Source organism: Planococcus sp. ISL-109 (assembly GCF_018613655.1).
Lineage (GTDB): Bacteria > Bacillota > Bacilli > Bacillales_A > Planococcaceae > Planococcus.
This window is the reverse complement of record NZ_JAGGPW010000016.1, coordinates 1-19,373: the sequence shown is the minus strand read 5'-3', so window position 1 is coordinate 19,373 and position 19,373 is coordinate 1. Positions and strand designations below refer to the sequence as shown.

Sequence of the window (19,373 nt, the reverse complement as noted above, 5' to 3'; positions counted from 1 at the left end):
AAAGCGGGCTTTTAGTTCGAATTAAAAATATATTAATATATTTTTTCAACCTTCTTATTTTTTTGCTGATTCGCTTGAAATTCATCGTAATAGAGGGTTTTTGGTATGAAAAGAGGAGGGATTTTGAATGTCGGTTGAAAGTGAAAGAACATAAAATATTATTAGTATAGTTATTTAAATTTTATAAAAATTCAGTTGACTCGTGTTTATGCAAGCAGTTACAATCAAAGGAGGTATTCCGAAAATAATTTTTCGAAGGGGGAGCGCGCGTAACGAAACTGAGCAATCGCTCAGTCTGGGGTGTATGAAGAGATAAATTACACAAATGGAGGGGAAATCATGAAAGCTTACAAAAAAGAAGTGCAGTTTACGATTTGGATGACCGCTGCTTTTATTCTCGTAGGCAACGTTGGGTTGATTTTTTCAATCTTTCCGGTAGACGCAATGCTATTCGGCTTTCCTGTCATGTACATCGTACCTATTTTGATGGGCTGGTTTGGCGTTTTCCTGCTGACACTCGTAGCTGGAAAAATTGGCAACCGAATTGACGATGATATCGAACGAGAAAATGACGCGCTCGGCCAAGCCGACGAAGCAAAGGAAGTGTAACTGATGGAAGGACAAAGCTGGCAACTGGAAAATCCCATACTTGGTCTTATAGTCGTAGGGGCGATATTCGTATTATTTTATGTCGTCGGTTATCTTTCAAACCGGAAAAGTAAATCAGCGAAAGAATTATATGTTGGTGGCTCGAACGTAGGAGCAATCACTAACGGTTTAGCTATGGCTTCTACATACATGAGTCTTGCAACATTCCTTGGTATCACCGCATTAATTCTGCAATTGCAAGTTCCGTTCATTATGCTATGGATTCAGCTGATTCTGGCGATTCCACTTATCACCATTATCTATGGAACGAGTTTGCGTCGGATGGGCGCATTTTCTCCGACTCATTTCATTCGTGACCGCTACGGGGTTACGGCATCGATTATTGCGGCATTATTCATGATTTTAGTTTCGGTTATGTATGCGCTCGGACAAATGATCGGAATCGCGATCACATTCGAAACCTTGCTTGGTATTCCTTATATTACAGGGCTATTCATTTTCGGTATTTTGATCGTTGGTTATATTACAATCGGAGGTATGGCTGGGGCAACGAATAATGCCGCAATCCAGATGGTCATCATTGCATTGATGTTCATCGTTCCGCTTGCTGCAATCATGAAAGCAATCGGGGCAACCGGTTGGTATTTCCCTCCATTGCTCTATTCCGATATGGTTCCGGCAATGTTGGACGCTTTGCCGACATTTTTTGATTACCAGTTTTCACCAAAGTGGTATTTCTCTATTATTCCGGCCTTAACCATCGGGGCACTTGGGTTGCCCCATTTGGCGATGCGTGTTTATACCGCTTCTTCTTTGAAAAGCGCACGCTTAGCGATGGTATGGTTTGCTTTTATTCTTGGACTGGTCTTTTCCGCGACATATGCGATGGGCTTTGTCGGGGTTTTTGCAACAACTACACAAGGTGTCACGATTTCGGATGCAGATGCGGACAAATTGACGATCATTTTGAATATGGTCTATAACCCGGAATGGGTGACGGCGCTTGTTATTGCCGGGGCGATTTCAGCAGGCCTTTCGACATTGAGCGGAAATTTGCTGGCGATCGGCGCACTGATTTCACAAGATATCATTGCGACTTTGAAGCCGGATATCCAACAGCGTTTAAGCTTGCGCATCGGGTTTGTAGCAATTTTCCTCGGTGGTATTGTGAGTATCCTGCTTGCGATTAACCCGCCAGCATTCCTGGTCGTCAGTATTCTTTGGGCCTTCGGACTTGCCGGCGTCACCAATGCGCCGCTGATTATTGTCGGTGTCTGGTGGAAAGAAGCCAATAAATTCGGTGCCATTGCAGCATCGGTCGTCGGCGGCATCATCTATATCATCGTCTCGCCTTTTGTCTTCCCGAGCATTGTCTTGACTGGACATGGCGTCACGGACGGCATGGGACTTTCCGGGGCAATGCTTGCTGTGCCGATCAGCTTTATCTTGCTGATTGTCATCTCATATATCACGAACCGTATGCCTTCACTTTCGGGCAAATTAACAAAGCAAGCCGATATCGAATTGATCGAGCGTATCCACGGCTGGAAAGATATTAAAGCATATCGCTACAATAGTACACTGGGCGCTAGCATCACTGTCGTCGTGTCGGCAGCAATCGCAATTTGGGCATTAATGCCTTGGGGAATGTAAATGACAGAGGGAGTGACGAAGTTGGTCGGAAAAATGATAAGCCTGGATGATTCATCTTATCGATCATTCCTGCAATTACCGAAAACTGAAACGGTGAGCCGAATTTTATTGCTCATCGTTGGAGTGGGCTATGGCGCGATTTCTATCGCGTCACAAGCCTCATACATAAGCGGCTTCGAATCTTCACTGCTGCAGAATTTCATCGTACCGGCAGTATTCATCATCTTTGGCCTCTTGACGGCATTCATTACGAAAGTCGGAATGGCGGCATTATTATGGGCAGGATCAAAAGCATTCGGTGGCACTGCGCGCTATCGCACGCTTAGTGTTGTAACGCCGGTCGCCCTATTGCCGGGCTTACTCGGGGTACCGCATTTGGCTGGTCTTGGCGAAGGAGCCTTATGGGTGAATTTGCTTCTGGTTATTGGCGTGATTTGGATGTATTTGGTCAGTGCGAAGATTATTCAAGCCGTACAAGGATTCACAGCAGCGAAAGCCTATCTTTCTGCCATGATCGCATTGTTGTTTTTAGCTAGTGTTTATTATTTGATCGTCCCTGCAAGTTAATTGTGAATAGGAGGAAATTAGATGAATATTGAACAATTGATCGCACCGGAACAATATAATATCACGTCCGAATTGGAAGCGTATAAAAATGATGCTGAGCGGCTCGCTGTGCGTTGGTTCGATGCTGAAGGCAACCGTGAGGATGTATCGTACAAGGACTTATTCGCCCAAATGAACCAATACGCACAAGCAATGTTGGGATTGGGGCTCACAAAAGGCGACCGCGTGTTGATTATCTTGCCGCGTATACCTGAAGCCTATATTACGTATCTGGCTTGTTTGCGGGCAGGCCTTGTGGCGATTCCATGTTCGGAAATGCTGCGCAAAAAAGATTTGAGTTACCGGATGGAGCATTCCGGGGCAAAAGCAATCGTCGCACATTACAAAACGACTGCTGAGACGAATTCCATTGAAGAGCATTATGAAGCATTGGACAATAAGTTGATCATCGGCGGCAAAGAAGACGGCTGGAAATCACTCGAGGAATTGGCTGCTGCGGAATCGAAAGAATTTGAAGCGGTCGACACGAACCGTGAAGATATGGCGTTTCTATCGTATACTTCGGGAACGACAGGAAACCCTAAAGGCGTCGTCCACGTCCATGGGTGGGGCTATGCGCACGTCCGCACTGCTGCGACCGAATGGCTCGGCGTAGAAAGCGGCGACGTCGTTTGGGCGACGGCGGCTCCAGGATGGCAAAAATGGATTTGGAGCCCGTTCCTTTCTACCATTACGCTTGGGGCAACGGCGCTCGTCTATAATGGCGGGTTTGACGCCTTGAAATATTTGGATATTTTAAAAGAAGAGAAAGTCAATGTACTGTGCTGCACCCCGACCGAATACCGCATTATGGCAAAAGTCGAAAACTTGAATGACTATAAACTGCCGCATCTCCGCAGTGCCGTTTCAGCCGGGGAACCGCTGAATCGACAAGTCATCGATGCATTCCAGGAAGCGTTCCATTTGAATGTGCGTGACGGCTATGGGCAGACGGAAAACACATTGCTTGTATGCATACTGCAGGATATGGAAATGAAACCCGGCTCGATGGGGAAACCGACACCAGGAAATCCGGTCGAAATCATTAACGAAAATGGAGCACCGACGGCACCGGGTGAAGTCGGAGACATCGCCGTGCACAAGAGTTGCCCGGCGCTGTTCCGTGAATATTACCGGGATCCCGAGCGGACAAAAGCTTCATTCCGTGGGGACTGGTATTTGACGGGTGACCAAGCTTCACGCGATGAAGATGGCTATTTCTGGTTTGAAGGCCGCAGCGATGATATTATCATTTCTTCCGGTTATACGATTGGGCCGTTCGAAGTCGAAGATGCGCTTATGAAGCATCCGGCCGTTCAGGAATGTGCAGTGGTTGCCGCACCGGACGAGATTCGCGGAAATATCGTCAAAGCATTTGTCGTGCTCAGGGACGAAGCTGATCAAAATGATGCGATGGTGAAGAAATTGCAGGACCATGTAAAAGGAATTACAGCGCCTTATAAGTATCCGCGTGTTATCGAATTTTTGACGGAGCTGCCGAAAACAGCTTCCGGAAAAATCCGCCGCGTGGAATTGCGCAAATTGAAAGGTTAAGAAACCAAGCTGGCCGCGCTGTCGAAAGCGCGGCTTTTTTCTGGATTTTGGCTGAAAAAAAGGTCCGCAGCGTTTTTTTCTAAGGCTGCAGGCAATCCGACAAAGCAAAGACTGTTTAAGAAGCCGCGCTTTCGTCAATATATATAGGTAGACGGATATATGGAAAGCACAAGCTTGAACGCAAAGCAAAACACTTTAATTTTGAAGAAGGGCGGAGGAGTTTCATGAAACCGATTTTATTCATTACGCAAAAGTTGCCTGATCAAGCCGTAGCGGATCTTCAGGAAGTATACGAAGTTCGCATGTGGCCAGAGGAAGAACAAACTGCACCGCGCGAGAAATTGCTCGAAGAGGCAAAGCAAGCTCAAGCGCTGTGGACGATGCTCGGCGACCAAATTGACCGTGAACTTCTTGAAGCGGCGCCGAACTTGAAGATCGTGGTGAATTTGGCGGTCGGCTATGATAATATCGACCTCGATACAGCAAGAGAACATAAAGTGATCGCCACGAACACACCGGACGTCTTGACGGAGACGACGGCTGATTTGACATTTACTTTGATGCTTGCCACAGCCCGCCGCTTGATTGAAGCGGAGAGGACTGTGAGGAACGGTGAATGGCAGGCATGGACACCGATGGGGATGACCGGGCAAAATGTCCACGGCACCACATTGGGCATTATCGGCATGGGGCGTATCGGAGAAGCTGTATGCATGCGTGCACAAGGATTTGATATGGAGGTAATTTATCATAACCGGACGCGCAAGAGTCTTGAAGAGGCGCAGTATGCAGAACTCGATGATTTATTGAGGCGCTCCGATTTTGTGGTGGTTTTGGCGCCGCTGACAGAACAAACAAGAGGCATGGTCGGTGAACGCGAATTGTCGCTGATGAAGGATTCTGCAATTCTTATCAACTGCGGAAGAGGCGGAATCGTCGATGAACAGGCACTGTATGAGGCTTTGAAGAATAAAGTCATATGGGGAGCGGGGCTCGACGTCTTCGAAGAAGAGCCGTTGCCGCTCGATCATCCGCTGCAAAAGCTCGACAACTTGACTGTCACCCCGCATATCGGAAGTGCGACTGTGCAGACCCGGTTTGCGATGATGGAACTGAATAAAGAAGCATTGAAAGCGAGTGCTAACGGCAAGCCGGTAAAAAATCGGGTTTGCTGAGACAAGTTGCCCCTTCTGGCTGGAGGGGCGGCTTTTTGTGTGAACGCAAAGCAGTGTCTTAGAGAAAGTTGATTTATTAGGCTGTATAAGGTAAAATGGGCTAGGTTTTTCCTGTATCAGCGGAACGAGCCAAATCGAAAATCAGGAGGTATGATTCATGCAAAATCATACACATAATGTCTTATTGTATTACCTTTATACACCGCTTGAAAATCCAGAAGAATTTGCAGCCGGGCATTTGGCAGCCTGCAAAGAACTCGAATTGAAAGGCCGCATCCTCATTTCGCACGAGGGCATCAACGGCACTTGCTCTGGCACGCTTGAGCAAACAGAACAATACATGGAAATGATGAAGAACGATTCGCGCTTTGCTGATATCGTCTTCAAAATTGATGAAGCGGATGGCCATGCCTTCAAAAAAATGCATGTCCGTGCGAAAAAAGAAATTGTCCATCTCGGACTTGAGGAAGATATCAACCCGAAAGAATTGACCGGCAATTATTTGGAGCCGGAGGAATTTTATAAATTGATGCAAGACCAAGATACAGTCGTCATCGATGCACGCAACGATTACGAGTATGACCTTGGCCATTTCCGCGGTGCCGTTCGTCCGGATGTTGAAACATTCCGCGACTTGCCAGAGTGGATCCGCGACAATAAAGAGCAGTTCGAAGGCAAGAAAATACTGACGTATTGTACAGGCGGAATCCGCTGTGAAAAATTCTCAGGCTGGTTGAAGCGCGAAGGCTTTGAGGACGTCAACCAATTGCACGGAGGAATCGTCACGTACGGCAAAGACCCGGAAGTGCAAGGGAAACTTTGGGATGGCCAATTGTACGTCTTTGATGAGCGGATTGCTGTACCGGTCAACCAGGTCGAGCATACAATCGTCGGAAAAGACCATTTCACCGGAGAGCCTTGTGAGCGCTATGTCAATTGTGCAAACCCTGAATGCAACGCGAAAATTTTGTGTTCTGAAGAAAACGAACACAAATATATGCGCTCCTGCTCGGATGAATGCCGCGAACACCCGCGCAACCGCTATGCTTTTGAGCACGGCTTGACCGGGGAACAAGTACAGCAGCGCCTTGACGCGTTGAAAGAAACGACACAATCTTAAATTGAATCGAAAAAGCCTGAACGGATTATTCCGTTCAGGCTTTTTTTTATGTGCACTGTTCAGTTGTTGAGTTCTTCCGCACAGTCGTGGCAGATCAGTTCCCCATCGATATAGACGCCGTCCAAAAAACCGTCACGGCAGTACACATCTTTACCGCAATTGCTGCACGGGCCGATGAGTTCAGACATGCTGCAAACTTTCCGCGTGCATATGCATCGCGTCTTTCAAGTATGCTGATAACCCGTTCCCATGCTGATCGATCGTTTGGGAGAAACGGCTATCGTTCGCATACAAATTGCCCAAGTTCCGGAACATGTTCGGCGTACATTCATAAAAGCGGTCGAGCAGATGGTAATAAGCGACCATTTCCTGTTGCACTGCAGGAGCGCTTGGCGGCAAATGCATGAGGTTCGCGACCGCGCGATAAATGCGGTTCGCTTCACGGTCGATCTCTTCCGGGTTTTCCGCTTCTTTTTCCGGTTTAGCGGATTCCGCTTCAGGAGAAACGGCAGCCGCCTCTTCCGTGATATTTTCGAGTCCGTCTGTTACAAAAACTTCCACTTGCGGTTTTTGATATAGGTCGATGCGGTCCGGTGTGTGGTGAATCGAAAATGCAGCAAAGCGCTGTTCGTTGCTCAAGCCTTCACCTGTGGAAAACTCCTGTTGTGTTGTCCGTGCGTTGCCGATCAATTGCTCGATGCGGAATTTCTTTTGCTCGAGCAGTTCAATATGGCGTGCCATCGCATAGTCGGCGTCATAGCCATTTTTGATGATTTCCTGAATTTTCTTCAAGGAGAAACCGAGTTCTTTTAGAAAGAGTATTTGCTGCAATAGCTTCAAATCTTCGTCGCTGTAATAACGGTAACGATTCGAGCCTTTATTGCTCGGTTTCATCAAATCAATGCTGTCGTAATGGTGCAGTGTCCGAACGCTGACGCCTGCGATTTTTGCCACTTCCTGTACTTTGTACAAATTAATCACCTCTACTCTTGATTAGACTATGACGAATGGTCAGTGTCAACCGGGTAGAGACATTTTTTTACGAAATGAACACGAATTTGTTGGCTTTTTCAAAGCGTTGCAGGAACTTGGAAAACGGTGTAGGAGTTTTGAGGTTTGTATGGAATAGTACTATATAGTGAAAGCGTTTACATTCTTGGGATGGGAAGGGGTATTGAGATGAAATTAATGAATTTTGTGAACGGAAAGTTTCAACAGGAAGCAGGCACTGATTTTGTGCCAGTCGTCAATCCGGCGACAGGGGAAGAACTGGCGAAAGTGCAGCGCTCGACTGCTGCCGATGTCGATGAAGCGGTGAAAGCCGCACAAAAGGCGCAGAAAAAATGGGCGCTTGTCCCGGCTCCGAAACGCGCGGATTATCTCTATGAAATCGGTCGCTTAATGAAGGAGCGGAAAGAACATCTCGCGACGGTGTTGACGAAGGAGATGGGGAAAGTCATCGAGGAAGGGCGCGGCGAAGTGCAGGAAGGCATCGACATGGCGTTTTATATGGCCGGGGAAGGAAGAAGGATGTTCGGTGAAACGACACCATCGGAACTTGCGGATAAGTTCGCGATGAGCGTACGGGCTCCAATCGGCGTCGTCGGACTGATTACTCCGTGGAATTTTCCTGTGGCGATTGCGACGTGGAAATCGTTTCCGGCAATCGTAGCGGGCAACACCTTTTTATGGAAACCGGCAACAGAGACGCCGATGATGGCATACGAAATGGCGCAAATTTTCCAGGAAGCGGATTTGCCGGACGGAGTCGCAAATATCGTCTTCGGTTCCGGTTCGGAAGTGGGGACGGCGATGATCGAACACGAGGGCATCCGGGTCATTTCCTTTACCGGCTCGACGGATACAGGGCGTAAAGTGGCAGAACTCGGTGGCCGTCATCTGAAGAAAGTGTCGCTTGAAATGGGCGGGAAAAATGCAGTCATCGTCATGGACGATGCGGATTTGGACCTCGCTGTCGACGGGATTCTTTGGAGCGCGTTCGGGACAGCGGGCCAGCGCTGCACAGCTTGCAGCCGGGTTATTGTCCATAAAGACGCTAAAGAACAACTGCAAAAACGCTTGCTCGACAAGATGGACAAATTGACAATCGGGGATGGTATGGATGAGTCCATCAAAGTCGGCCCGGTCATCAATAAGAAGGCGCTGGAAAAGATCCATTCCTATATCGAAATCGGCAAGCAAGAAGGAGCGGAAGTTGTCAGAGGCGGTGAAATTCTAAGCGGTGGCCATTATGATAAAGGGAACTATTACGCGCCGACATTGTTTACAGGTGTAACGCCTGGAATGCGCATTGCCCAGGAAGAAATTTTTGGGCCGGTCATATCCTTGATTGAAGTTGCAAGTTTCGAGGAAGCAATCGAGGTGAATAACGGTGTCATTTACGGTTTGTCGAGCTCGATTTTCACAGCTGATGTCAACCGGGCCTTTAAAGCACAGCGCGACCTTGATACCGGCATCGTTTACATCAATGCCGGAACGACGGGCGCAGAGATCCATCTGCCGTTCGGCGGAACAAAAGGAACAGGCAACGGACACCGGGATTCCGGCGTTGCGGCACTGGATGTCTTCACCGAATGGAAGAGCGTCTATGTGGATTTCAGTGGCCGTTTGCAGCGCGCACAGATTGATAACGAAGTATAAGGGGGCGGCTAATATGAAATTTGCGGTACTTGGTGCAGGGTTGATGGGCAAGCAGGCAGCACGTGACCTGCTCGGCAATGATCAGGTGGAGAAAGTGATTCTGGCGGACAGGGCGACTGAAAAAGTGGAAGGTTTTCGCCAGCAGTTGAACGATCCAAGGCTCGAACTCGCCAAAATGGATGCGGGTAATGACGAAGAGCTTAAAGCGGTCATGGAACAAGTGGATGTTGTCATCAACGCGCTCTTCTATACTTTCAATGAAAAAGTGGCAAAGCTCGCCATCGAATGCGGCGTCCACGCTGTCGACCTTGGGGGGCATATCGGTGGCGCTACGGATAAAGTGCTCGGCATGCATGAGCAGGCACAGCAAAACGGCGTGACGATTATACCTGACCTCGGTGTAGCGCCAGGCATGATCAATATCTTGGCCGGCTATGGTGCGAGCCAGCTGGATCATGTGGATTCGATGCGGATTTATGTCGGCGGAATTCCGCTCCACCCGGAACCACCGCTCGAATACAAACGTGTTTTTTCCTTAGAAGGCGTATTTGACCATTATACCGACCCGTCCCATGTTATCCGCGGCGGAGAATTGAAAACAGTCGAATCGCTGTCGGAAATCGAGCTGGTTGCATTTGACGGCTTCGATGAACTCGAGGCTTTCCACACATCAGGCGGCACCTCGACATTGACGCGTACGTTCCGTGATATCGACTCGCTGGAATACAAAACGATCCGCTACCGTGGGCACGCTGACAAATTCCGGCTGCTCGTCGACCTTGGCCTGACTAGCCGTGATGGAAAAGTGACGGCGGGCGGACATGAAGTGTCGCTGCGGGAAGTGCTGCTAAAAGTACTTGAGCCGATCACCGAACTCGGGGAAGACAAAGACGCGGTGTTATTGCGCGTCATCGTCTCCGGAGTGAAAGGCGGCGAAGAATGCAGTTACCAGTATGAAATGGTGGCAATCCGCGACATGGAAACCGGAGTTACTGCGATGGCGCAAGCGACAGCTTACAGTATTTCCGTCGTGGCGCAAATGATTGCTGATGGCCGAATCGAAAAAAGAGGCGCTTATCCTCCCGAAGAAGTTGTGCCGGGTGCTGAATATATCGCTGAGATGGCAAAGCGCGGCGTGAACATTAAGGAAACGGTGCAGCGGGCCACTCATCAGAACTAGCAAGGAGGGAAAGGCATGGATTTTGAGCATAGCGAAGAACAAGTGATGCTGCGAAAAACCGTCCGGAAGTTTGTCGATGAAGAAATTATGCCGCATGTAAAAGACTGGGACGCACAAGGCAGTTTCCCGGAAGAAATCTGGCAGCGTCTTTCAGCTCTTGGGCTGATGGGCGTCTGCATTCCGGAAGCATACGGAGGAAGCGGTATGGATTATAATTCCCTTGGAATTGTCTGCGAGGAGCTGGAGCGCGGCGATACGACGTTCCGGACGGCGGTTTCTGTCCATACCGGCTTGAATTCACTGTCGCTTCTTCAATGGGGCACGGAGCAGCAAAAGCAGCAGTTTCTTGTGCCGCAAGCAAAAGGAGAGAAGATTGGTGCATTCGGCCTGACGGAACCTGGCGCCGGGTCGGATGTGGCGGCGCTTTCGACGACAGCGAAGCGGGACGGCGAGGAATATATATTGAACGGGCAGAAAACGTGGATTTCCCTTTGCGACCAGGCCGATCATTTTTTGATTTTCGCCTATACCGACAAAACGCTAGCGCATAAAGGCATTTCGGCGTTTATAGTGGAGCGGGACCGGGAAGGGTTTTCGTCCAAAGCGATTAAAGGCAAATATGGCATTCGCGCCGGCAATACCGGTGAACTGTTTTTGGAGGACGTGCGCATTCCGCTGAGCAATCGGCTCGGGGACGAAGGCGAAGGCTTTAAAATTGCGATGGCGTCACTCGACAACGGGCGCTTTACGGTAGCCGCCGGCGCGTGTGGCTTGATTGAAGCCTGTTTGGAAGCAAGCATTGACTATTGCCAAACGCGCACAACTTTCGGCAAGCCGATAGGGGAGCATCAGCTCGTCCAGCAAATGATCGCCAATATGGAAGCGGGTTATCAAATGAGCCGTCTGCTCGTCTACCGTGCGGGCGAACTGAAAAACCGCGGCAAACGCAATACACGCGAGACGTCGCTCGCCAAATGGCAGGCGTGCAATTTCGCGAACAAGGCGGCGGATGATGCGGTGCAGATCCACGGCGCATACGGTTATTCCGACGACTATCCGGTCGCCCGTTATTTACGCAACTCTAAAGCGCCGGTCATCTACGAAGGGACGCGTGAAATCCATACGATCATGCAGGCCGATTACGTGCTCGGAAAACGCGAGGACAAAGAATTGAACCGGATGCTTCCTGCATGGCCATTCGAGGAAAAATAATAACAGGCGGACATGGAGTCCGCCTGTTCGATCGCCGGGCAGCTGCCCGGCGTTTTTTTGTTTCGAAGCGTCATACGAGTGCATCGTCCACATTCGGTACGAGCAAATTCAGATTCCCAGGCTGGACATTGATCGATGCCGGCGTCTTCATATAGATTTCGCCGTCCGTGTCGATATCCATCGGAGACGGCGTACGGATTTCGATCTGCTTGCCCTGTAAATGGATGATATGCTCGAGCCCTTCTGGCGGTTGCTCCGGATTCGACAATGAAAACCATTCCCGAATCGCAGCAAACGAGGAGCTCTGGATGATGAAGATATCCAACAAGCCGTCCGCGGGGTCGATGCTTTGCAGCGGGAATAGGTGCGTGCCGATCGATTTTCCGTTCATGACCAATACGAGCACGGCTTCTTCTTCGTAGTTTTCGCCATCAACGGTTAGCGAAACGTTAAACGGTTCGGCTTGTCTCATCGTCTGCATGGCGCTCATGAAATAGCTGAGCTTGCCGTAGCGTTCCTTTAAATCGGGGTCGATATTAAAAGATGCATCCGTAATCATCCCGACACCTGCAAAATTCAAGAAGGTGCCTTCGTTGATGGTGGCTGTGTCAACTTTTTTGACATTGCCTTGGCTGACACTGCTCGCTGCTTCGTCGAGGAGCAGCGGGATGTCCATCGTTCTGGCAAAATCGTTGCACGTACCGCTTGGCAAGATGCCTAAAGGAGGCGGATTTTCAATAGGTGCCAGGGCGCGTGCAGCCAAATGCACCGTACCGTCTCCGCCTGCGACAAATAAAGCATCCGCGCGTCCCGCAGAAGAGCGGCAGACCGCCTCGAACTCTTCCGGCGAATCGGTTTTGATGAGTTCGAGTGTTTTTGAAATAGTCGCGAGTTTCGGCACTGCTAAACTCATCACGGCATCTAACGTGGACGGTCCAGCCTGTGCATTATACAATAATATGGAATGTGTAAATCCGGACATGCTTGAGCCCTCCGTTCGGTTTCGTTACTCATCCATTCCACCACAAGTGAACCCGTAAACGCAAACAGCAGCGTAGTTGAAAAGGAGTGTAAATATGACGGAAAAATTATATTATGAAGATTCATTTCTCCAGCAGGCACAAGTTTCTGTAACCGCGAGCGGAACAGATGAACGCGGTGACTACGTCTTGCTTGACCAAACATGTTTTTATCCCGAAGGCGGCGGGCAGCCGGCAGATCACGGAACGATCGGCGATGTTTCTGTAATCGATGTGCAAAGCCATGATGGGGACATCCGCCATTACATAAACCGTCCGCTCGGTGCAGGAAGGTTTCTTGCAACGCTCGACTGGCAGCGCAGATGGGACCACATGCAGCAGCACGCCGGCCAGCATTTGCTCAGCGCATTATTGGAAGACGGGCACGGCTATCAGACGACAAGTTTCCACCTCGGAGCGGAGCGGGTTTCCATCGACCTCCACAGGGCGTCGATCGATCCGTTTGTGTTGCAGCAAGTAGAGCTTGAAGCCAATCGACTGATCAGCCGCCATTTGCCGATGCGCACCTGCACAGTGAGCGAAACCCAACTGCATGAGTTGGAGCTAAGAAAACCACCGGCGGTCAGTGGAGCCATCCGGTTGGTGGAAATTGAAGGAATCGATTTAAATGCTTGCGGCGGTACGCATCCTGACAATACGGCCGGCATTGGTTTGTTGAAAATTGTCGGAACGGAAAAAGCGAAAGGCGGCACACGGCTTTATTTCCTTTGTGGAGAGCGGGCACTCGATTATTTCGCCCGTTTGAATGAGACAGCAGATGCACTGGTTGCAAAACTTCATGCACCGCTTTCTGAGCTCGCACAAGCGGCGGATAATTTACTCGCCGAAAAACTGTGGGCAGACAAAGAAATAATGGAGTTGAAAAAACAGCTGATTCAGGCGGAGGCGAAGAGTTTGGCACCGGAACGCGGCTTGATCATCCAACAATTCGGCGGCCGTCCAGTAAAAGAATTGCAGCAACTCGCCCGGTTGACAGTCGAACAGCATCCGTCAATCAGCGTGCTGTTTGCAGCGCAAGAGGACGGGAGCATGCGCTTTGTCTGTGCACGCGGAAATGAAGCCACATCAGATATGCGCGAAACTTTGAAGCGGCTGTTAGAGGAGACAGACGGCAAAGGCGGGGGAACACCAGCCCTTGCGCAAGGAGGCGGCCAAACCAATGTCCCGTTTGACCGCTTCCGTGAAATTTTCCAGCAGCTTCACGCCACAAACTGAATGGGGGGTGTAACTTTTCCTTGTGTCAAAGGTCTAATTATTAAATGGCACGGGAAAGGTCGTGGTCTTCATGAAATTGAGCAGAGCTTGGTGGATAGGGGCGATTCTTTTGGTGCTTTCAGGGGCAGCTTTTTTCCTGCTGACGGAGAAAGTGGCGATCAGCGCTTCTCCCACGGCCCTTTCAGAATTCGGCTGGCGGGCGAACTTCTCGGCACCGCTCGACCCGCAAGCGATTGAAAAAGGGGCTGTTTTTATTACAGATGGGGACGGGCGAAAGCTTGATTTGGATATGCGATTGACGAATGGGGACAGAACGCTGGAGGTTCCTGAAATCCAAAGCGGCGATTATACGCTTCACCTTAAAAAGTCCGCGCTCGCAAGCAACTTCCTGAAAACGCTTCCGACAGACCAACTGGCGTTCTCGATACAAGACGAAGTCGAAAACTTGGCAGGCGAGGAAGAGCTGCGTGCTTATTTCACGCAATTGTTGCAACTGCAAAAAGACAATCCGTTCTATCGAGGGTTCGGCGCAGGGGTAGATGAGGCGGAAGACGGCGCATCTGGAGAATCCAACGGGATGGGCGGGGGTGAACACTCGACGACCAATAGCCAAGTGGCGGGGATAGACGAAGGCGACGTTGTGAAAACAGACGGCGATTACCTTTATTCCATCAGTGAATCCCGTGTCGTCGTCTCTGATGTACGAAATCCTGAAAACATGAAAGTGACGGCAGTTGTGGAGTTCGACCGTGAAACATATCCGCAGGAGCTGTTCTTGTCAGGCGAAACGCTTGTTGTCATGTCCAGCCGTTATTCGATTATGGAGGCTGAAGACGGAGCCGGTATGGATAGCTTCATGCCTTATTCAGGCATCACGGTTGTGTCGCTTTACGACGTTACAGCGCCTGGAACTCCTGAGCTGGTCCGTGAATTCGGCAATGAAGGTTCATTCAATAGCGCGCGACTTGCCGGTTCGACTTTGTATTATGTCAGCAACGTGTTTCCGGATTATTGGGTATTGGAAGAACAGCCAGACACGGAACTGCGTCCGCGCTTATTCGACTCACAGAGTGATGAAAAACTGATGCCGATGCCTTACGAGGACTTGACCATTTTGCCGGGTACGATGGAAGGCAGCTATAGTGTCATCACTGCCATTAGCCTGGATGAGCCGGAAACGAATGAAGTTTCAACAAAAGGCTTTTTGGGCGGCAGTGAAAGCATGTATATGAACGAAGAGCATCTCTATTTGACTGCTTCTGTCTATCAAGCGGCAGAAAATGGATTCGAAGACTCGATTATGTGGGTTCCGCAGCAAGCAGATACGGAAATCTTTAAATTTGACTTGGACGGAATTTCCGTCGATTTTCTGGCATCGGCGCGTGTTCCGGGCGCGTTATTGAATCAGTTTTCGATGGATGAATATGAAGGGTATTTCCGCTTGGCGACGACAGAAGGTGTTATGTGGGCGCCGACTTCCGTACCGAAAAACCATCTATATGTATTAGACGGAAACCTGGAGCAAGTCGGAGCTGTGGAAGATTTGGCGCCGAGCGAACGGATCTATTCCGTCCGCTTTATCGGCGATAAAGCTTATATGGTGACGTTCCGCGAAACGGATCCACTGTTTGTCATCGATGTGTCGGACCCGGTAGCGCCAAGTGTGCTCGGGGAATTGAAGATTCCGGGCTTCTCCAATTACCTGCATCCGCTCGGGGACCATCATTTAATCGGATTCGGCTATGAGACGAAAACGGAACCTGTCAAAGGCGGTGAACCGCGCATCGTTACAGGCGGGATGAAGATTTCGCTGTTTGATGTCAGTGATTTGTCCAATCCGAAAGAAGCAGATACGGAAATCATCGGCGGCCCTGGCACTTATTCCGCTCTGCAATACGATCATCGCGCACTGTTCCGCTATGATCAGCAAAGCCTGTTCGGTTTTCCGGTGTCGGTTTATACAGGGGACGGAACGAATTATATCGAGTTTCAGGCAGAGGGAGCCCTGCTGTATTCGATTACGACGGATGGCATCGAACAAGTTGCGGATTTAACAAAGCCTGCCGAACAGCCGTATGAAGATTGGAGTACTTCGATCCAAAGGCTGGCTTACGCCAAAGATACGCTTTTTACTATCGCAAACAATGAAGTGGCCAGCTACCGGCTGAGCGATTTTGAACCGCTCGGTGCTGTGCGGTTGAATAAATAATGACAAGCGTGTATCCAATCGGATGCACGTTTTTCTTTGTTTTCAAGTTAAGGGAGAGGCTGCTCTGACGTTTGCATTTACTGAAAGGGGCAATAGGTGAATGTTCTGACATCTTTAGGCAGGGAAAGCATGAAGGCAGTAACGTTCCAAGGTGTGAAAGATATAAAAGTCAAAGACGTCAAAGCCCCGGAAATCGAAAAGCGTGATGACATTATTGTAAAAATAACCGCTACAGCTATTTGCGGTTCGGATTTGCATATTTACCAAGGTGCATTGCCAGCGCGCAAAGATTATATCATCGGCCATGAGCCGATGGGCATCGTTGAAGAAGTCGGGCCTGACGTGACAAAAGTGAAAAAAGGCGATTGTATCGTTCTGCCATTTAATGTGAGTTGCGGTTGTTGTTTCTATTGTGCACATGAAATGGAGAGTCAATGCGACAACTCAAACGGCAATCCCCATTTCGACACCGGTGGCTATTTCGGGTTCACGGAACGCTATGGCGATTATTCCAGCGGACAAGCGGAATATTTGCGTGTGCCGTACGGCAACTTCATGCCGTTCGTTATTCCGGAAACTTCGGAGCTTGAAGATGAACAAGTATTGTTTCTGTCTGACGTGTTGCCGACGGCCTGGTGGAGCGTGGAAAGCGCCGGTGTCAAAGAAGGTGACACGGTTGTCGTCCTCGGCTGCGGACCAATTGGCCTGATGACGCAAAAATTTGACTGGATGAAAGGCGCGGCACGGGTCATTGCAGTAGATGAACTGCCGTACCGCATGGAACTGGCTAAAAAAATGAATAATGTGGAAATTGTGGACTTCAGCCAACACGACAATACGGGCGCTTTGATCCACGAAATCACGCAAGGCGGAGCGCGCATCGTCATTGATTGCGTCGGGATGGACGGCAAGAAATCAGCAGCGGAAGCGGCTCAGCAAAAAATGATGCTGCAAGGCGGAACACTCAGCGCGATCAATATCGCAAAAGACGCCGTCAGCAAGTTCGGGACGATTCAATTGACAGGCATTTACGGAATGAAATACAATCAATTTCCACTCGGCAATATATTCGAACGCAATGTGACGATGAAAATGGGGCAGGCACCAGTCATCCACTTGATGCCGATGCTCTTTGAAAAAAATCGATAAAGGCGAGTTTGATCGCCGGGAAATCATTTCACATGTTTTGCCGCTTGATTAGGCAAGCGAAGCATACCGCATCTTCAACGACCATGAAGATGACTGCACAAAAGTCATTCTAAAACCGTAATAAGGAAAGCCGAAACGCTCCGGTTGACGGAGCGTTTTAATTTTGGCTTCCCTGAGTTATGATGGAACAGAAGAAAAAGGGGGAAGACACAGAATGGCCGAAATATCTGAAGTCAGAAGAGAGCTTGCGCTGGACTGCTTTTTACTGGCTGGTAAAGTCATGATGGAAAGCGGCGCGGAGACGTACCGGGTGGAAGATACGATGATCCGGATGGCGGTGTCACAAAATATGATGGATTCCCACTGCTTTGTGACACCTGCAGGCATCATGTTTTCCCCTAGAAATGATTTGCCTACACATTTTGTGCGGATCCACGGACGCCGTACAGACCTTGAGCGCGTCGCCCGTGTCAACGCTGTATCAAGGCGGCTTGTCGCTGGGCAACTGAGCTTGTCGCAAGCTTACGAGGAAATGTCGGAAATTGAAAAAAACCATTACTTGTTCCCTCTTTGGATGCAGGTGCTTGCCGCAGCTGTTGCAAGCGCGTGTTTCTTGATTTTGATGGGCGGCGGTTGGGCGGATATTCCCTTCGCCTTCTTGATCGGGGGAACCGGATTTTATATTGTGGAAACGGTGCTCATTAAAACACGGGTCAAGTTTTTCGCCGAATTTATCGGGGCGGTCGCAATCGGTACTTTGGCGGTGCTTGCTGTTTACAGCGGATTCGGCACCGACCCGGATACGATCATTATCGGTTCGGTTATGCCGCTCGTGCCGGGTTTGCTCATCACTAATGCAGTGCGTGACTTGATGGCTGGCCATTTTGTATCGGGCCTGTCGATGGGCGCGGAAGCATTTTTAACGGCATTTGCAATCGGAGCGGGCATTGCCTTAGTTCTGTCATTTTAAGGAGGAGATCGGATGAACTGGCTTTTGGAGGCACTTCTTAGTTTTTTGGCAGCCGGCGCATTCGGCATCATTTTTAACATCCCGAAGAAAACGCTCATCAGCTGCGGACTTGTCGGCATGAGCGGTTGGATGTTTTACCGTAGTTATCTTTTTCTGTTCGACGATCCGATTCAAGGGACGTTCGTCGGTGCCTTTATTGTTGCGATTGTCGCGCATATTTTGGCGAAGATCTTTAAGATGCCGATGATCATTTTCAGTGTGGCTGGCATCATCCCGCTCGTTCCCGGAGGCAGAGCCTATAACTCGATGCGCAATATCGTGGAAAATGATTATATGGAAGCCATTGATTTCGGGGCTCAGGCGCTGATGATTTCAGGAGCGATAGCGATGGGGCTGGTATTCGCAGAAGTGCTCATGCAATTGTATTTCAAGTACCAGGCACGTCGGACGCAGAAGAAGATGGGCTTGACCCAGGAATAAAATATGGAGTTATAGGCTGCTTGCCTTGCGAGCGGTCTTTTTTGCGGCGTTTTTACATAATGAATGCTTTGAGATTGCACTCCGGGCGGACGCCGGATCGATTCACAGGCGTCGGCCCTTTCACTCCGTCTCAAGGTTTAGAGGAGGTGAATTTTTTTTGCCTTTTGATAATTAAGATGTAAGGAAAGTGGTCCTAGCTTTTCATCTTTAAATAGCTGGCGCTATGAGACTGCACTTCAGGGGCACGCTTGCCGGGGGGCGGCGTCGAACCAAGGTGGCGCAGAGAACGCGCCACACATCCTTTACTAAACAGAATCACAAAAAACCGTTGCTCCCACATCTGCAAGCAGATGCGTCGCAAATGAATGGGCTCAGTTTCCCCTCGCCATTCATTCGGCCTCTTCCGCTCCGTCTTTAGATTTATAATGGGTGATAGTTTCTTTGATCTCTCAAACTAGTCGAATCAATTTCATAAATCGCACTTTTAAAAAAGTGTAGACGACTTTACCGACCATTTTTTCTGTTTTTTAAATTTAATCG

At 49.4% G+C, this 19,373-nt stretch carries 16 protein-coding genes and 1 pseudogene; 14 read left to right on the top strand and 3 right to left on the bottom strand.

Annotation, left to right across the window (positions count from 1 at the left end; translation table 11 throughout):
- Positions 1-339 precede the first annotated feature (339 nt).
- The 6 genes from J7E21_RS12110 (at position 340) to trhO (ending at position 6,717) form a co-directional block, all read left to right on the top strand.
- Positions 340-609, top strand: coding sequence for a hypothetical protein (locus J7E21_RS12110; RefSeq protein WP_215108067.1), 270 nt, complete (start codon positions 340-342; stop codon positions 607-609).
- A gap of 3 nt (positions 610-612) precedes the next feature.
- Positions 613-2,262 carry a solute symporter family protein gene (locus tag J7E21_RS12105; protein ID WP_215108065.1) on the top strand — a complete coding sequence of 550 codons (1,650 nt, stop codon included), beginning with the start codon at positions 613-615 and terminating at the stop codon, positions 2,260-2,262.
- Positions 2,263-2,829 carry a hypothetical protein gene (locus tag J7E21_RS12100; RefSeq protein WP_215108063.1) on the top strand — a complete coding sequence of 189 codons (567 nt, stop codon included), beginning with the start codon at positions 2,263-2,265 and terminating at the stop codon, positions 2,827-2,829.
- A 21-nt stretch (positions 2,830-2,850) separates the two neighbouring features.
- Positions 2,851-4,422 (top strand): acyl-CoA synthetase MbcS, encoded by a 1,572-nt coding sequence (gene mbcS, locus J7E21_RS12095; RefSeq protein ID WP_215108061.1) that lies wholly within the window; start codon positions 2,851-2,853, stop codon positions 4,420-4,422.
- A 224-nt stretch (positions 4,423-4,646) separates the two neighbouring features.
- Positions 4,647-5,597, top strand: coding sequence for a 2-hydroxyacid dehydrogenase (locus tag J7E21_RS12090; RefSeq protein ID WP_215108059.1), 951 nt, complete (start codon positions 4,647-4,649; stop codon positions 5,595-5,597).
- Positions 5,598-5,754: 157 nt separating this feature from the next.
- Positions 5,755-6,717 carry an oxygen-dependent tRNA uridine(34) hydroxylase TrhO gene (gene trhO, locus J7E21_RS12085; RefSeq protein ID WP_215108057.1) on the top strand — a complete coding sequence of 321 codons (963 nt, stop codon included), beginning with the start codon at positions 5,755-5,757 and terminating at the stop codon, positions 6,715-6,717.
- 59 nt (positions 6,718-6,776) lie between these two features.
- Here trhO and J7E21_RS16445 read toward each other — a convergent pair whose 3' ends face one another.
- Both J7E21_RS16445 and J7E21_RS12080 read right to left on the bottom strand, forming a co-directional pair.
- Entirely contained in the window at positions 6,777-6,905 is a 129-nt protein-coding gene (locus tag J7E21_RS16445; RefSeq protein ID WP_285228750.1) for a hypothetical protein, read from the bottom strand.
- A complete protein-coding gene (locus J7E21_RS12080) occupies positions 6,898-7,698 on the bottom strand; it encodes a MerR family transcriptional regulator (protein ID WP_483313495.1) in 801 nt (266 codons plus the stop codon). The genes J7E21_RS16445 and J7E21_RS12080 overlap by 8 nt, the downstream gene beginning before the upstream one ends.
- 198 nt (positions 7,699-7,896) lie before the next feature.
- Between J7E21_RS12080 and J7E21_RS12075 the strand changes: the two genes are divergently transcribed.
- Genes J7E21_RS12075 through J7E21_RS12065 form a run of 3 tightly spaced genes read left to right on the top strand, consistent with a single transcriptional unit; the run spans position 7,897 to position 11,770 of the window.
- Positions 7,897-9,378 carry an aldehyde dehydrogenase family protein gene (locus tag J7E21_RS12075; protein ID WP_215108053.1) on the top strand — a complete coding sequence of 494 codons (1,482 nt, stop codon included), beginning with the start codon at positions 7,897-7,899 and terminating at the stop codon, positions 9,376-9,378.
- Positions 9,379-9,391: 13 nt separating this feature from the next.
- Positions 9,392-10,558 (top strand): saccharopine dehydrogenase family protein, encoded by a 1,167-nt coding sequence (locus J7E21_RS12070; protein WP_215108051.1) that lies wholly within the window; start codon positions 9,392-9,394, stop codon positions 10,556-10,558.
- Positions 10,559-10,573: 15 nt separating this feature from the next.
- Entirely contained in the window at positions 10,574-11,770 is a 1,197-nt protein-coding gene (locus J7E21_RS12065) for an acyl-CoA dehydrogenase family protein (protein ID WP_215108049.1), read from the top strand.
- Positions 11,771-11,840: 70 nt separating this feature from the next.
- On the opposite strand, the gene J7E21_RS12060 is transcribed toward J7E21_RS12065, so the two are convergent.
- Positions 11,841-12,752: a diacylglycerol/lipid kinase family protein gene (locus tag J7E21_RS12060; protein WP_215108046.1), complete on the bottom strand. Its 912-nt coding sequence runs from the start codon at positions 12,750-12,752 to the stop codon at positions 11,841-11,843.
- A gap of 94 nt (positions 12,753-12,846) precedes the next feature.
- Between J7E21_RS12060 and J7E21_RS12055 the strand changes: the two genes are divergently transcribed.
- The 5 genes and pseudogenes from J7E21_RS12055 (at position 12,847) to J7E21_RS12035 (ending at position 18,833) form a co-directional block, all read left to right on the top strand.
- Entirely contained in the window at positions 12,847-14,025 is a 1,179-nt protein-coding gene (locus J7E21_RS12055) for an alanyl-tRNA editing protein (protein ID WP_215108044.1), read from the top strand.
- Between the two features lie 70 nt (positions 14,026-14,095).
- Positions 14,096-16,234, top strand: coding sequence for a beta-propeller domain-containing protein (locus J7E21_RS12050; RefSeq protein WP_215108042.1), 2,139 nt, complete (start codon positions 14,096-14,098; stop codon positions 16,232-16,234).
- Positions 16,235-16,363: 129 nt separating this feature from the next.
- A pseudogene (locus J7E21_RS12045) lies at positions 16,364-17,504 on the top strand (zinc-dependent alcohol dehydrogenase).
- Between the two features lie 93 nt (positions 17,505-17,597).
- Positions 17,598-18,353 carry a threonine/serine exporter family protein gene (locus J7E21_RS12040; RefSeq protein WP_215108040.1) on the top strand — a complete coding sequence of 252 codons (756 nt, stop codon included), beginning with the start codon at positions 17,598-17,600 and terminating at the stop codon, positions 18,351-18,353.
- Positions 18,354-18,365: 12 nt separating this feature from the next.
- Complete coding sequence (locus J7E21_RS12035) at positions 18,366-18,833, top strand: threonine/serine exporter family protein (RefSeq protein WP_215108038.1); 468 nt, start codon at positions 18,366-18,368, stop codon at positions 18,831-18,833.
- The last annotated feature ends 540 nt before the right edge of the window (positions 18,834-19,373 follow it).

What these genes read in the sequence shown, in the direction of transcription:
- J7E21_RS12110 (WP_215108067.1), top strand. Translation starts at nt 340, where the DNA reads ATGAAAGCTTACAAAAAAGAAGTGCAGTTTACGATTTGGATGACCGCT.
- J7E21_RS12105 (WP_215108065.1), top strand. Translation starts at nt 613, where the DNA reads ATGGAAGGACAAAGCTGGCAACTGGAAAATCCCATACTTGGTCTTATA.
- J7E21_RS12100 (WP_215108063.1), top strand. Translation starts at nt 2,263, where the DNA reads ATGACAGAGGGAGTGACGAAGTTGGTCGGAAAAATGATAAGCCTGGAT.
- mbcS (WP_215108061.1), top strand. Translation starts at nt 2,851, where the DNA reads ATGAATATTGAACAATTGATCGCACCGGAACAATATAATATCACGTCC.
- J7E21_RS12090 (WP_215108059.1), top strand. Translation starts at nt 4,647, where the DNA reads ATGAAACCGATTTTATTCATTACGCAAAAGTTGCCTGATCAAGCCGTA.
- trhO (WP_215108057.1), top strand. Translation starts at nt 5,755, where the DNA reads ATGCAAAATCATACACATAATGTCTTATTGTATTACCTTTATACACCG.
- J7E21_RS16445 (WP_285228750.1), bottom strand. Translation starts at nt 6,905, where the DNA reads ATGTCTGAACTCATCGGCCCGTGCAGCAATTGCGGTAAAGATGTGTAC.
- J7E21_RS12075 (WP_215108053.1), top strand. Translation starts at nt 7,897, where the DNA reads ATGAAATTAATGAATTTTGTGAACGGAAAGTTTCAACAGGAAGCAGGC.
- J7E21_RS12070 (WP_215108051.1), top strand. Translation starts at nt 9,392, where the DNA reads ATGAAATTTGCGGTACTTGGTGCAGGGTTGATGGGCAAGCAGGCAGCA.
- J7E21_RS12065 (WP_215108049.1), top strand. Translation starts at nt 10,574, where the DNA reads ATGGATTTTGAGCATAGCGAAGAACAAGTGATGCTGCGAAAAACCGTC.
- J7E21_RS12060 (WP_215108046.1), bottom strand. Translation starts at nt 12,752, where the DNA reads ATGTCCGGATTTACACATTCCATATTATTGTATAATGCACAGGCTGGA.
- J7E21_RS12055 (WP_215108044.1), top strand. Translation starts at nt 12,847, where the DNA reads ATGACGGAAAAATTATATTATGAAGATTCATTTCTCCAGCAGGCACAA.
- J7E21_RS12050 (WP_215108042.1), top strand. Translation starts at nt 14,096, where the DNA reads ATGAAATTGAGCAGAGCTTGGTGGATAGGGGCGATTCTTTTGGTGCTT.
- J7E21_RS12040 (WP_215108040.1), top strand. Translation starts at nt 17,598, where the DNA reads ATGGCCGAAATATCTGAAGTCAGAAGAGAGCTTGCGCTGGACTGCTTT.
- J7E21_RS12035 (WP_215108038.1), top strand. Translation starts at nt 18,366, where the DNA reads ATGAACTGGCTTTTGGAGGCACTTCTTAGTTTTTTGGCAGCCGGCGCA.